This is a genomic window from Synechococcus sp. MIT2312 (assembly GCF_059772315.1).
Window position 1 is genome coordinate 2488832 of sequence record NZ_CM186281.1, and the last position, 13397, is coordinate 2502228.

General features: G+C 61.3%; 16 protein-coding genes. 3 read left to right on the forward strand and 13 right to left on the reverse strand.

Going from position 1 to position 13397, the window contains the following annotated elements:
* Nucleotides 1-2: 2 nt before the first annotated feature.
* The 12 genes from rseP to sppA all read right to left on the reverse strand — a co-directional run bounded on the left by rseP (nt 3) and on the right by sppA (nt 8834).
* Nucleotides 3-1085 carry an RIP metalloprotease RseP gene (rseP, locus tag AC6EI9_RS13635; protein ID WP_498468244.1) on the reverse strand — a complete coding sequence of 361 codons (1083 nt, stop codon included), beginning with the start codon at nt 1083-1085 and terminating at the stop codon, nt 3-5.
* 19 nt (nt 1086-1104) lie between these two features.
* Complete coding sequence (gene serS, locus AC6EI9_RS13640) at nt 1105-2382, reverse strand: serine--tRNA ligase (protein ID WP_498468245.1); 1278 nt, start codon at nt 2380-2382, stop codon at nt 1105-1107.
* Nucleotides 2383-2441: 59 nt separating this feature from the next.
* The gene (locus AC6EI9_RS13645; protein ID WP_186489955.1) at nt 2442-2603 is read right to left on the reverse strand and encodes a hypothetical protein; all 162 of its coding nucleotides are present in this window, start codon (nt 2601-2603) and stop codon (nt 2442-2444) included.
* A gap of 72 nt (nt 2604-2675) precedes the next feature.
* A complete protein-coding gene (locus tag AC6EI9_RS13650) occupies nt 2676-4175 on the reverse strand; it encodes a Ycf46 family AAA ATPase (protein WP_115125146.1) in 1500 nt (499 codons plus the stop codon).
* Nucleotides 4168-4716, reverse strand: a complete 549-nt coding sequence (locus AC6EI9_RS13655; protein ID WP_498468246.1) for a YceD family protein — start codon at nt 4714-4716, stop codon at nt 4168-4170. Before AC6EI9_RS13655 ends, AC6EI9_RS13650 begins: the two co-directional genes overlap by 8 nt.
* Nucleotides 4713-5852: a membrane protein insertase YidC gene (yidC, locus tag AC6EI9_RS13660; RefSeq protein ID WP_498468247.1), complete on the reverse strand. Its 1140-nt coding sequence runs from the start codon at nt 5850-5852 to the stop codon at nt 4713-4715. The genes AC6EI9_RS13655 and yidC overlap by 4 nt, the downstream gene beginning before the upstream one ends.
* 75 nt (nt 5853-5927) lie before the next feature.
* Nucleotides 5928-6350, reverse strand: coding sequence for a PH domain-containing protein (locus AC6EI9_RS13665; RefSeq protein ID WP_498468248.1), 423 nt, complete (start codon nt 6348-6350; stop codon nt 5928-5930).
* Nucleotides 6347-6748, reverse strand: coding sequence for a ribonuclease P protein component (gene rnpA, locus AC6EI9_RS13670; RefSeq protein WP_498468249.1), 402 nt, complete (start codon nt 6746-6748; stop codon nt 6347-6349). The genes AC6EI9_RS13665 and rnpA overlap by 4 nt, the downstream gene beginning before the upstream one ends.
* Before the next feature lie 18 nt (nt 6749-6766).
* Nucleotides 6767-6904 carry a 50S ribosomal protein L34 gene (rpmH, locus tag AC6EI9_RS13675; RefSeq protein WP_074159280.1) on the reverse strand — a complete coding sequence of 46 codons (138 nt, stop codon included), beginning with the start codon at nt 6902-6904 and terminating at the stop codon, nt 6767-6769.
* 53 nt (nt 6905-6957) lie between these two features.
* Complete coding sequence (locus AC6EI9_RS13680) at nt 6958-7545, reverse strand: DUF2808 domain-containing protein (protein WP_498468250.1); 588 nt, start codon at nt 7543-7545, stop codon at nt 6958-6960.
* Nucleotides 7546-7644: 99 nt separating this feature from the next.
* Entirely contained in the window at nt 7645-8025 is a 381-nt protein-coding gene (gene aroH, locus AC6EI9_RS13685; protein ID WP_498468251.1) for a chorismate mutase, read from the reverse strand.
* Entirely contained in the window at nt 8022-8834 is an 813-nt protein-coding gene (gene sppA / locus AC6EI9_RS13690; RefSeq protein WP_498468252.1) for a signal peptide peptidase SppA, read from the reverse strand. Before sppA ends, aroH begins: the two co-directional genes overlap by 4 nt.
* Before the next feature lie 53 nt (nt 8835-8887).
* Between sppA and AC6EI9_RS13695 the strand changes: the two genes are divergently transcribed.
* The 3 genes from AC6EI9_RS13695 to AC6EI9_RS13705 all read left to right on the forward strand — a co-directional run bounded on the left by AC6EI9_RS13695 (nt 8888) and on the right by AC6EI9_RS13705 (nt 12821).
* Entirely contained in the window at nt 8888-9850 is a 963-nt protein-coding gene (locus AC6EI9_RS13695) for a DMT family transporter (protein ID WP_498468254.1), read from the forward strand.
* On the forward strand, nt 9847-10950 hold the full coding sequence (locus AC6EI9_RS13700) for a glycosyltransferase family 4 protein (RefSeq protein ID WP_498468255.1): 1104 nt from the start codon (nt 9847-9849) through the stop codon (nt 10948-10950). The genes AC6EI9_RS13695 and AC6EI9_RS13700 overlap by 4 nt, the downstream gene beginning before the upstream one ends.
* Before the next feature lie 83 nt (nt 10951-11033).
* The gene (locus AC6EI9_RS13705; protein ID WP_498470088.1) at nt 11034-12821 is read left to right on the forward strand and encodes an ArnT family glycosyltransferase; all 1788 of its coding nucleotides are present in this window, start codon (nt 11034-11036) and stop codon (nt 12819-12821) included.
* On the opposite strand, the gene AC6EI9_RS13710 is transcribed toward AC6EI9_RS13705, so the two are convergent.
* Nucleotides 12815-13360: a DciA family protein gene (locus AC6EI9_RS13710; RefSeq protein WP_498468256.1), complete on the reverse strand. Its 546-nt coding sequence runs from the start codon at nt 13358-13360 to the stop codon at nt 12815-12817. The genes AC6EI9_RS13705 and AC6EI9_RS13710 overlap by 7 nt on opposite strands.
* Nucleotides 13361-13397: the final 37 nt, after the last annotated feature.

The window sequence follows — 13397 nt, forward strand, 5'->3', positions numbered from 1 at the left end:
TTTCATTGGCCAATCAATTGACGCACCACAGGCAGTTGGCTTGTGTCACGCACGATCAGCAACACACTGAGGCCGAGCACCAACAGCAGGCTGGACTGCATCACAGCCAGCTGAAACCGTTCCGGCAGTGGGCGTCCGCGCAACCCCTCAAGCAGAAGAAAGACCAGCTGTCCGCCGTCGAGCAGAGGCAGGGGCAAGGCATTGAGAACGGCCAGGTTGATCGAGATCAGCGCCAGAAAGAGGGCGAGACCCGAGCCGCCCTGGCTCGAGAGCTGGGCACCCATTTCCACAATTTTCACCGGGCCTGAAACCTGCTGAGCGGTGGCGCCGAAATTGGTGAACAAGCCCGCATAGCCCGACACCGTTCTGCTGAAGAGCCCGCCGAACTGTTGGCTGGATACGCTGACCGCTTCCAGCGGCGAACGCACGGGACGAGTGGAGCCACTGACGACTTCCTGAAGCTGGGCGCCGATGCGACCGACACCCTGCTGGTCGGCTGGCGTGAGCTGGAGCGGTGTGAGCACATCGTTACGCAACACCTGCAGCTTGAGCGGCTGACCAGGGCTGTTACGGATCGGATCGACGGCGGCCTGGACGGCCGGCTCTCCACTTCCGAGATCAATGGCGTCGATCGAAAGGATGCGGTCGCCAGGTTTGAGTCCAGAGAGAGCTGCCGGTTCACCGCCTTGCACGCTCATCACCATCACGCCTGCTCCTGGTTCCCCAGGGACTCCTGTGGTGGCGGTGTGTCCCACAAGAACCAACCAGGCCAGCACCAGATTGGCCAGCACACCAGCGCTGATCACCAACATCTGCTGGGGAATCGGCCGGTTACGCAGCAGATCCGGATCATCTTTGGGAATGTCGCTCTCTTCATCGTCTTCGGGAAATGAAACGAATCCACCCAGGGGGAGCAATCGCAGGGCGTAGGTCACGCCCCCCTGCTCGGTTTTGAGCAAGGCCGGCCCAAACCCAACTGAAAAGCCGTTAACGCGGATGCCCTGCAGTCGGGCTGCCAAAAAATGGCCCGCTTCATGAATGACGATCAACAGCCCCAGAGCCAGCAGTGAGGCCAGAACGTTCATGGAACCCGTTTCAATCAGCTCATTCTGGCTGGATTCTGTCCTCACCGAAGTACGGCACGAGTGCCTGAGGCAGCAACACACTGCCATCGGGCTGCTGACCGTTTTCAAGCAGAGCTGCCATGGTGCGGCCGATCGCCAGACCACTGCCATTCAGGGTGTGCACAAGCCGGGTCACTTTCCCTTCCTTGGTGCGGATCGAGGAACGCCGCGCCTGGAAATCACCGCAGACACTGCAACTGGAGATCTCCCGGTAGGCACCGGCGCCTGCGAGCCACACCTCGAGGTCATAGGTGCGTGAAGCGGAAAAACCCAGATCACCTGTGCAGAGTTCCAGTACCCGGTAGGGCAGCTCCAGAGCCTGAAGCACCGCCTCCGCATCCGCTGTGATCTGCGCGTGAGCTTCCGCTGAGTGGTCGGGGTGCACAAACCAGTACAGCTCGACTTTGTTGAATTGGTGCAAGCGGATCAGTCCTCGGGTGTCTCGGCCGTAACTCCCCGCTTCCCTGCGGAAGCACGGGCTGTAGGCCACGTACTTCAGAGGCAGCTGATCTCCTGGAATGATTTCGTCGCGATGCAGAGAGGTCACAGGAACTTCGGCAGTGGGTGTCAGCCAGAGATCGTCGTCAGCACAGCGGAAGCTCTCTTCAGCAAACTTCGGCAGCTGGCCTGATCCTGTGAGGCTGGCGCTATTGACCAGCACAGGTGGCAGCACCTCTCGGTAGCCCTTTCTCCCATGCAGGTCGAGCATGAAATTGATCAGAGCACGCTCGAGACGAGCGCCCTGGCCGAACAAGGTCACGAACCGGCTCTGGGCGATGCGCACGGATCGCTCGCTGTCCAGCAAACCGAGACGGTCAGCGATTGCCCAATGCTCCTCCAGGCCCTCTTGCTGGCGTGGGACGCCCCAGCTGCGCACTTCGATGTTGTCGTTTTCATCCTTTCCATCTGGGCTGTCAGCCGATGGCAGGTTGGGAAAGGTGAGCAGCTGTTCCTTCAAGCGTGAGGCGAGCTGCTTCTCCTCGTCCTCGAGAACGGACACCTTCTGCTTGATGGCGTTGCCTTGCTGACGCAGATCCGCGACTTCGGCTCCCTTGGGATCAGCACCGGCTTTGATCTGTTGCCCCACATCCTTGCCAATGCGGTTTCCCTCAGCCTGCAGCGTGCTGCGCTCTTGTTCGAGATCCCGTTGATGCTGAGCGATCTGCTGGAGGGAGCTGAGATCCACATCCAGACCTCGGCGTCCCAGCTGAGTGGCAATCAGCTCAGGGTTCTCTCGCACCAGACGCTGATCGAGCACAGGGGTTCGGATGATTGCGCCGGCAGCCTAAGCGTCCGCTGTCAGCGCTCTGTTTGCTATCAGAAAACCTGGCCTACCATCACAGCCGCCACGGCTGAGAACAGGGTGATTCCCAGTGCTGTGACAGGGTTCTGGCCTTGAGCGACGGCAACCGTGGTGATCACCCCGGCTCCAAGGCAGGCAGCTGCCAGTTGAGTGGTGATTTCAGAGGAACGGTTCAATTCCGGTCTTTCGACGGTTCCTGGAACTTACGGAGCCTGGCTGGGTCCGTCTCGGTCTGAGGGGGTGGATTGTTACGCCGCGTCAGGGTTCGTTACGGCTCGCAATGATGCGGGCCTGGCCCGCCCGGCGCTGGCCCATTGCTTGAGGCTTTCCATCTGCTCCCTTGCCGTGCGTGACAGGGGGACAAGCTGCGATGCCGCCAGGATCATGTCGCTTTCCGTGAGTTCACGGATTTCGGCGAAGGCCAGGTGCATCGCTTCAATCACGACTTGTTCCAACTCAGCGCCGGAGTAGCCGTCCGTGCGATCGACCACGGTGGAGAGCGGCAGATTGAGGCCAGGGCGGCGCCGTTGCAGGTGAAGGCTGAGGATGCTCAGACGCTCCTCTCTCGATGGCAGATCCAGCAGGAAGATTTCATCAAATCGTCCTTTCCGCAGCAGCTCCGCCGGTAAGCGCTCCACACCGTTCGCGGTGGCCACCACAAACACCGCAGAGCGTTTCTCTGCCATCCAGGTGAGCACGGTGGCCAGCACACGCTGACTGGTGCCCCCATCACTGCGGCTGTCATTGCCGAATCCCTTGTCGATCTCATCGATCCAGAGAACGCAGGGCGCCATCGCCTCCGCCCGCTGAATCATGTCGCGGGTTCTGGCTTCACTGGCTCCAACCAGGCCAGAGAAGAGGCGGCCCACATCCAGGCGAAGCAGAGGCATCGACCAGCTATGGGCGATTGCTCTGGCGGTGAGGGACTTGCCGGTGCCCTGCGGTCCCACCAGGAGTACCCCTCGAGGCAGAGGAAGTCCGAATCGGCGTGCATCGTCGTTGAAGGCTCTGTGTCGTTGGTCAAGCCAATGCTTGAGCGTTTCGAGCCCGCCGATGTCGCCAGGCGTTGCATCGGTTCGGCAGAACTCCAGCACTTCGCTGCGGGCCAGGGAAAGCCGTTTCTCCTCCAGCACATCCACCAGGTCCTCGCGGCTGAGCGATCCACGTTGTGCGAGTGCTTTGGCGGCCACATGCCTCACCCTCGCTTCGCTCAGGCCGCAGCAGGCATGGGTGAGTTCCTCGAGCACATCAGCCTCCAGGGCCCGACCGCTGGCTCTGGCGATGTTGGCCAACAGTGTTCGCAACTCCTGCTCCTGGGGCAAAGGCAGGTCCATCAGGGTGAGGGCTTCATCCAGGTCAGCTGGGGGCGTCCATTGACCGCAGGTCACGATCAAGGTGTGTGGAGTGGTTCGCAGTTGGCTGGCGAGGTTCCGCAGCATGCGCGCGATTCCAGGGTCTTCACAGAACCGGTGGACATCCTTGAGCAGCAGAAGGGTTGGACTGGAAGGGGAGCGCTCCTGCAGCCACTGCAGCACCGCCATCGGCTGTCGGGCGCCCAGCTGTTCCTGGCCCAGGGCGCCACTGAGGCCTCCCACGAAATCCCAGCAGGTCAATGTGCGGTCGGGAAGTCGCTCCGAGGTCTGTCGCAGCAGCGTTTCCACGCGCTCCTCCTCATGGCTGCGGATCCAGATCAACGGTGTGCCCGACCGGATCAACAAATCCAGCTGTGCGATCCAGTTATCAGTCATGGTTCGTCCTGTTGCGTTGCATCGAAGACTGCAGATCCTTCAGGGCCTGCCAGCGGGGATCAGGTGTTGTCTCCCTGCTGGTTGCGGAAGCGTCCAATGGTTTTTGCGGCATGCCTGGGCAATGCTCCCCGCAGCGATTGACGACAGACATCTGAAGGCTCAGCTGTTCGAAAACCCAGCGTTCCGGTTCGAAATCACCGCGTGGGTTCAGGCACTCCATGAGGCCATCGGGTGAAGTCGGGTCGACACCCGCTTCGGCGAGATGATCGTCGCTCGGCTCCTGGCCCAGCCAGATCAGTTCCTTGGAGATGGCACTGAGCTGCTGGTTGAAGTGACCGAGGCAGCGGTCGCAGCGAAGGCAGACGATGGTCTGCACCGACCCTTCAACCTCCAGGAGATTGCCGAGGTGTTCTGCCCTGAGAGTGCCTCGCACGGGGGTGAGGCTGGGCATCTCATCGAGTTGACCATCCACTGACCAGACCCTGGAGGTTCCCAGAGCTTGTAGCTCCCTGAGCGGTACCGGCTCAAGGCCGGGAATCATTTGTTGCCGCCCTTTGGCTCGAAAGGCAAGCGGCCTCCGGGAACCCCGCCGGCTGCGGCTGGTGCGGGTTGCTGCTTGAGCTGTTCGTCCAGGATGGCCTGCAGATTGTCCGGTAAAGCCTCACGGGTCAGCAGGAATGTCTGCAGTGCCTGGAAGATATTGGCGATCACCATGTAAAGCAGAACGCCTGCCGGCAGTGGGAAAAACAGGAACATTCCAGTGATCAACACCGGGGTGATCTTGTTGGCTGTGGACTGCTGCGGATTCGCAGGCATGCCCATCCCCGACAGCAGCTGGGAAATGAACAGACTCAGACCAAAGGAGCCAACAAGGATGGCGATATCCCAGTTAACGGCTCCTTCGGTGTAGAAGCCCACTTGTCCAAGAGCCTTGATGAACAGGAAGCCACTGCGTGCGGCCAGACCGGGGATCTTGCCTTCGACGGTCGCATCACCGGCAGCCAGCGCGGTGATCTCTCCAGTTTCAGAGACCGACACAATCGATTCGCCTTTGGTGACGGTCCAATCAGGCAGGAAAGACTTGCCGTTCTCGACACCGTCCAAGACCTCATCGAACGCTTCACCGCTCTTGGTCTGAAGCTGGATCTGAACGCTGTCACCGGTGCCGATCTTGGTTCCACCGGGCAGGCTGGCGATCACAGGGACGTGATCAGTCTCCGTAACGAAGATCGAGTGGCTCGCACTCGTGAACGGTTTTGGCTCCACCGCCGCGATCTGCTCGGCGGGCAGCACTTTGAGATTGAGGGTGTAGGGAACGTCGGCGAAGGGTGACCCACGCAGCGTGGCGAAGAGCGCGAACAGGATCGGCATCTGCACCAAGAGAGGCAGGCAACCGGCCAGCGGGCTGCCGAACTCCTTCATCAACTTGCCCAGTTCCTCCTGCTGTTTCTGAGGATTGCTGGCGAAGCGGGACTTGATCTCTGCCTGCCGCTTCTGCATCACCGGCTGGGCGATGCGCATGCGCCGTGCGCTGCGGATGGATCCTGCGCTGAGTGGGAACAGAGCCAGGCGGATCACCACCGTGAGAGCCACGATCGCGAGCCCGTAGCTGGGCACCAATCCATAGAAGAAATCCAGGATCGGCAGCAGCAGATTGTCGGAGATGTAACCGATCACGATGGCGTTCCGATGGGCGGTGAAGGGTGATGCCAGTGTGCAACAGCGTCGAAGCCGTTGCGTTGGTGCGCAGGATCAGGCAGCGAAGCCTTTGCTTGGAATGCTGTCCGTGCTGGAGCCGTTGGATTCGGGCCTGCTCTTGATGCGTTCCTGGATGTAGGCCTCGGTCTCACGGAAGTTCGGCATCGAACGAAGCTCAAGACGTGATCCATCCGTGAGCACGAGAACCATGTCACCCCATGCGCCAAAGCCTCGGGGTACGCAGCGCACCTCGCGGATCTGGCTGTAGACCACCTGGCTGCGGTCCTTGCCCATCCAGCCGCCGCTCACGGACACCCGCCGACTGGTGATGCGGAAGCGCAGCCAAAGAGCCCGGACGACCGCCCCGACTGTGAATGGCAGGGCAATCAGGGTGAAACCCAGAAGAATGTTGAAGATGAGATCACCCTTCGCTGGGCCGCCCTCATAGAAGGTGTCTTCCTGGATGGAGCTGGTCATGGCTTCAGGCCCGCCTGTACAAGCAATCTGTCGCATTCTTCCAGCAAGTCGTGATCCTCTGTGGCTGCTCCAGGCTTCAAACTGACCAGAAGCCAGACGCTGGCGTGTTCCGGAGCGTTTTCGAACCTTGAACGCAGATGATCGTGCAGGCGTCGCCTCAATCGATTTCTGATCACGGCGCGCTTGCTCACTTTGCTGCTGATCACCACAGCCACACGGCAGGTTTCAGGACTCCGCGGGCTCATCGACTCCGTCGGAGTTGTCGCGCGTTTGAGCAGGGAATGGTGAGCCGATGCCTTTCTCAACACCATCAAGGTGCCGTGGAAGCGTTTGCCTTTCCGATGCAGATGGTCAAAACAGCGATGGCCGCGCAGACGCATGGATGCCGGCAGGACCATCGCGGCAATCCGAACGAATCAAACGGACAGGCGAGAACGCCCGCGCTTGCGGCGGCTGCGGATCACACGACGTCCGGTGTGCGTGCGCATGCGCACTCTGAAACCGGAAACGCGCCTGCGCTTGCGACTTGTGCCTCCGAGAGTTCGTTTCGTCATGGGATTTTTCCGGCACCCGGCCTTTGGTCAAGGAGCGAGTTTATCAGCCGGGGTCAGTCGATATCCACAAGCCAGCTGCCGAGGTAGCCGGATACGGGAACGTCTCCGGGGGCTTGCGCCAGGGCATTGAACTGGAACATTCCACCCTGGCTCGGGTTGAAGACGTTCATCACGACGGCGTAGGTGCCGCCTGTCGGGATCGGAGTGTCGGGAAAAACCTCGATGGCTGTCTGTTTCTCATTGACTTCAAACACCGCCGGCAGCACTTCCTTGCACTTGCTTCTTGAAAGCATTCCGCCCATCGACATTTTGCAGAGCGTGAGATTTTTGGGGCGAATGCGCGCGTTGAAATAGCTGGGCACCGTGATGCTCAGCTTGAGGATCGCGGTTTTGCGATCTTTCTTGCGCAACATGAAAAAGTATTCCGAGCGTTCGCGCCGGCGTTGGCTGGTTTGAACGAAATAAAGCTTGCGATATCCAGAATCTGAATCCCAGCGGAATTCCAGCAGCGACGGGGTGTTCTGAGCCACGGCCGGCGGTGTGGCGAGGGGCAGCACTGCCGTTCCCCCGATCACTCCGCCACCGATCAGGGCTGCCAGTGCTGCGCTGCGACGAGGAGTGTGAAAACAATGTCGTTTCATCGTGATTCGGGAGCAGTCGGCGCGAATGCCGTGAGTCGTCAATGAATTGTCCTGAGAATCTCCCGAATGCAGGTGCTTCGGGGGTCGGCCCCTGATCTGTCAGTTGTGACCAGATCGGTCCGGGCGCAGGCGCGCGGCTCCCCTCAGGTACGGATGGTGCAGCGGCCGCTCAGCAGGAATCCAGGCATGGGCGAGCAGCCGGATACAACGTGCAAGATCACCCTGAACGGCCATCTGCTGAACATCCAGAAGGGCCACGTCCTCCCAACCTGATCGGTGGCGCGCCGCCGCTGCGGGAAAGCTGGCGTCCAGGTCGGCGGTCACGGAGAACGTGACCGAGACCAGCTGATCGGGGCCCAGAGCGTTCTGATCCATCAGGGCATCCACCAGCTCGGCCACAGCCTCTCGAATGGCGTCTGCGCTGTTGTCAGCGCATGTGGTGGCACCGCGCAGACCTCTCAACAGCCGAGGGGCTGTCATGGTCTGTACATCCACAGAGGTTGGCCGCTGAGCTCAAGCTCCGTGGTCAGCAACTGATCGAGTCGCAGTAGCAGGCTTGATCCAGGCAGGTTCTGCAGCAGACGCTTGCGCGGTTTGCCCAGGGTCACAGGCCTGCAGCGCTCTTCATCAAGCTCGGCCAAGCGGGCTGCCACCAACCGAGCCTGTTCCTCGTCGCCCAGTTCATCAACAAGGCCGAGATCTTTCGCTTGCGCTCCACTGAACACCCGCCCATCAGCGAAGGTTCGGACCTTGTCCTCGTCCAGCCCACGGCCCTCGGCAACGGCGCCGACGAACTGGTCGTAACTGCTGTCGATCAGGCTCTGGAGCAGCTCTCGTTCCTCAGGGCTGAGGGCCCGGTCAGGGGAAAGGATGTCCTTGAAAGCACCGCTCTTCACGGTTTCGAAGCGGACACCGACTTTCGCCAGTAGTTCCGAGAGGTTGTTGCCCCGCAGAATCACGCCGATCGAGCCGGTGATCGTGCCGGGATTGGCCACGATCGAATCGGCTGCCACTCCGACATACACACCACCGGAGGCGGAAATGTTGCCGAAGCTGGCCACAACCTTGCAGCCTTTTTCACGCAGCCGCAGCAGAGCGGCATGGATTTCCTGGCTGTCGCCGACCGTTCCCCCTGGACTGTCGATGCGCAGCAGGAGAGCCGGAAACTCGCGCTCCTGCACGTCACGCAGAGCCTTCAGCACCCGGCGTCGTGTCGAGCCACTGATCGCCCCCTCAATGACGATGCGCGCCATGCGGCGTTTGGACTTGCGGCGCCACAGCCACCCCATGATCCTCAGTTCAACTCGCCGGATCTTAAAAAGGACCCTGCCGGCCTACTTCCATGACGACCCTCCAGCGCGGGCTGCTGATGGTGTTGCCCTTCGCTCTGTGGGGTACTGCAATGGCGGCCATGGCCCCTCTGGTGGAGTCGGGCGGGGCTCCTCTGGTGGCCTGTCTGCGTCTGCTTCCTGCTGGCATCGTGCTGTTGATTGCCGTGCCTTTTTTGGGGAGGAGGCTGACCATTGATCCTGCCGACCGGGGCTGGTTTCTGGTGTTCACCCTGGTCGATGCAATTCTCTTTCAGTTTTTTCTGGCCAAAGGACTGCAGGGCACTGGTGCAGGCCTCGGATCGGTTCTGATCGATTCGCAGCCCCTGATCGTGGCTCTACTCGCACGCTGGCTGTTCGCGGAATCGATCAATCCGATCGGCTGGATCGGCCTTGTGGTCGGGCTGTCCGGCATCGTCTGTCTTGGAGTCCCGGCACCGCTGCTCCAGCACTGGTGGCTGCAGGCTGATCTTTCCGATCTGCAGACCGGATGGCAGGACGGCACCGGCTGGATGCTGCTAGCGGCACTGGCGATGGCGCTGGGCACTGTGCTGTGTCGCTTCGCTTGCAAAACCAGTGATCCCGTGGCGGTCACCGGGTGGCACATGGTGCTGGGTGGAGTGCCTCTGCTCATCTGGCATGGTTTGGATGCCAGCACAGCTCTGATTCCAGCTTGGTCGGCTCTCGACTGGGCTCAGATGGCCTATGCCTCGCTTCTGGGCAGTGCTCTCGCCTATTCCCTGTTTTTCTGGTTCGCGAATCGCGAGGATCTCACCGGTTTCAGCACGCTGGGCTTCCTCACGCCAGTGTTCGCGCTCGCTTCTGGCGGAGTGTTGCTGGGAGAACGCCTCGACACCCTGCAATGGCTGGCGGTCCTGCTGGTGCTGATTTCAGTGCTGTTGGTGAGTCAGCGACAGCGTCTCTGGGAGCCCTGGCTTTCGGCGTCGATCACGCGTCCCGGAGACCTGAAGGCATGACCGATCGTTCCCTGAATCTTGTGCTTGTGAGCACACCCGTCGGACAGCTCGGCAGCGGCCGGGGCGGTGGTGTTGAGCTCACCCTGGCGTCGTTGGTGAAGGGCCTTGCCCAGCGTGACCATCGCCTGCACCTCGTTGCCCCGGAGGGCTCCTGTTCACCGGTGACGGATGAGCGGGTGACACTCCACACCGTTGCGGGTGTTGATCAGCCGAGCTGGCAGCATGCGGACCGGAACGCTCCCATGCAGATTCCCGCTGACGCTGTGCTGCCTCGTCTCTGGGATCGTGCGCTTGAACTGGCCAGCGATGTAGATGCACTACTCAATTTCGGATACGACTGGCTGCCGTTATGGCTCACTCCCCATGTCGAGCCGAAAATCTTCCACCTGGTGAGTATGGGGTCCGTGTCCGCGGTGATGGACTGTGCTGTAGCCGATCTGGCTCGCTGGGACCAGCGTCGCCTCGCCTTTCACACCTGTCGGCAGGCCGACGACTTCGCTCTGGTTGAGCCGCCTGAGGTGGTGGGTAATGGTTTTGATCTCTCCCGATATCAGCTGCAGCTCACAACGGATGGTCCCCTGGGCTGGGCCGGACGAGTGGCTCCTGAAAAGGGGCTTGAGGATGCGGCATCGGTTGCGGCTCAGCTTGGCGAGACACTGCGCGTCTGGGGGCTGGTCGAGGACGACGCCTATGCCAGGCGCGTTGAGAGTGCGGTGCCCGCAGGAACAATTGAGTGGTGTGGCTTCAAGCCCACCGCAGAGCTGCAGCGCGAACTTGGCGGTTGCAGAGCGCTGCTCAACACACCGAAGTGGAATGAGGCCTACGGCAATGTTGTGGTTGAGGCCCTGGCCTGTGGTGTGCCGGTGATCGCCTACGACCGAGGCGGTCCCGGAGAGATCATCCAGAACGGCGAAACCGGTTGGCTGGTGGCTCCCGATGATCGGGAAGCTCTTGCCAAAGCAACACTTCAGGCATCGGCCATCGACCGTCGTGCCTGTCGTCGCTGGGTTGAGCGCTGCGCGAGTCAGGACGGATTGGCGACTCGGGTCGAAGCCTGGATCCGTAGGGGGCTGACACCGGGGGATGGCACCATCTCCTGATGACAGCGGATTCATCAGCCCCGACTTCTTCAGTGGTTCTTCCAACCGTTCAGCAGCCAACCGCTCAGCAGCGGCGGAATGGAATGCTGCTCATCCTTGTGCTGGCAGTGGCGATCTTCTGCTGGAAGCTCGGCAGCACTGGTCTCGTTGATGAAACGCCTCCCCTGTTCGCGGCTTCGGGCCGCGCCATGGCGGAGACCGGTGACTGGCTCACACCCAGGGTCAACGGGTTGCCCCGGTTTGATAAACCACCCCTGGTGTACTGGCTGATGGGTCTGGGATATGCCCTTCCAGCGGGGAGCGTCTGGGATCCGCTCGGCACTTGGGCGGCCCGTTTGCCTTCGGCCCTGGCCTCGGTGCTGACCATGCTCGCTCTCGGGGACACCCTGCTGCGCTATCCGGTGCGGGGTGATTCGTTTCCGCGTCGGACAGCCACTGCCGCAGCTCTGGCGTTTGCCCTGTCTCCGCTGGTGCTGATCTGGAGCAGAACCGCTGTCAGTGATTCGTTGCTCACTGGGATGCTCGCTCTCAGCCTGCTCTGCCAATGGCGCTGCTATGCGAGTGGATCGGGTCGGCGTTGGTGGCTGGCCTGGATCGTTCTGGCCTTTGCCGTGCTGACCAAGGGACCGGTGGCGGTTGTGCTCACAGGCATCACCCTGGTGCTGTTCGCCTTGATCCGCCGGGATCTGTCAGGTCTGTGGTCGTCTCTGAGGCCTTTGCAAGGACTTCTGATCACAGGCCTGATCAGTCTTCCTTGGTATGCAGCCGAGCTGCTGGTGGAGGGGCAGCCTTTCTGGGACAGCTTTTTCGGATATCACAATCTTCAGCGCCTCACCAGTGTGGTGAACGACCATCTCCAGCCCTGGTGGTTTTTCGGTCCTGTGCTGGTGGTGGCGTCATTCCCCTTCACCCCGCTGCTGGTCTTCGGACTGGGACGGGTGATCGCCGATTTCGCGGGTGGCGCTTGCTTGCGGCGCATTCCCGCCAGGGACAGCCTGGGCCATTTCGCCGGCTGCTGGTTGCTGGCGGTGTTTCTGCTGTTCACTGCGGCGGCAACCAAGTTGCCCAGCTACTGGCTTCCAGCCACACCGGCCGCCGCCTTGCTGATCGCTTTGACAGCGTTGCCCCCGTCTCTTCAGCAACGCAAGGGTTTGTGGATTGCCTGGTGTTCAACTGCACTCTGCACAGTGATCCTGTCGGCTGGTCTGCTGGCATCGCCCCTCTGGATTCCACTGATTCAGGATCCTGAGATGCCCACCCTGCCGGCTGAGCTGCTGGTCAGCGGCTTGGTAATCAGGGCTGCGGTGTGTTTCGTGGTTGCCGTCCTGCTTGGAACCAGGAGTTTCTGGGGCGCTGTGCCCGGACGACTGCTGGCCTGGCAGGGACCCATGGTGCTGTTTCAGCTCATTGCGCTCGTGCCGATGATCCAGCTTGGGGATCGGGTTCGTCAGCTGCCGGTGCGCCAGGTCGCACAACAGGTTGTGGCGCTACGACGGCCAGGGGAACCGCTGGCGATGGTCGGTGTGCTCAAGCCTTCACTCCACTTCTACACAGACCAGGTGGTGCTCTACGAAGGCCAATCAACATCTGCGTTCGTCAACCTCGCTGATCGTCTCAGCCGAGAGCAGCGACAAGGTTTCCAGGGTTTGCCTCGCACGGAGCTGGATGCTTCGCCCTCGGTGCTTGTTGTCATCAACCAGGGGACAGCAGCCAAGCAGCATTGGCAGGGACTCAAACCGCAGAAACTGGCGAGCGTCGGCATCTACGAACTGTGGAGGTTGGACAGGTCTCGGCTCGAGCAGCGTGCTGAGGATCTTCGTGATCAGGGGGTGGATCTCACCTGGACAAGACCACGACCCGAACGCTACTGATCGCGTTCACCAGGTTCCGACAACTCGCTCAGCTGGATGCGGCGGCAGAAACTGCAATGCCCCCACTGGGCCATTTCTCCCATGGGAGAGGGCGTCCCACAACGTGGACATGGCGCGATGCCATGCACATCAATACGACTGGGATGGCGTTTCCACTCCTCGAGCGGATCTCCGCCCCCCTGACGCGGCGCAGGATGGTGTTGCTGGATCCGCAGATCGCGAACGGGATGGCCTGCTGCACGGATGGCGGCGAGCAGCTGCGGTTTGCTGTACAGCAAGGCCTGGCGCCACTGGGGATGACTGGCTCCCACGGTCAGCATTCCGCTCCGCAGGGCTAGCGGCTGGCAATGGCTGGAGAGTGGATCGCCAGCCAGTTTCGGCCAGTCTTGCCAGAGCGCAGCCAGGGAACCCTCCTGTCTCCAGTTGCTTTGGAGAGCCTCCAGACATCCGCTGATCGCCTCAACGGGAGCCGGTTCGGGTGGCATCAGCACTTCACCTTTCCCGAAGCGTCGTCGCTGCGATTTCGGGGCCCGACCCATGCCAATTGCCGATTTGAGACGACCTTAGGCAGGCACT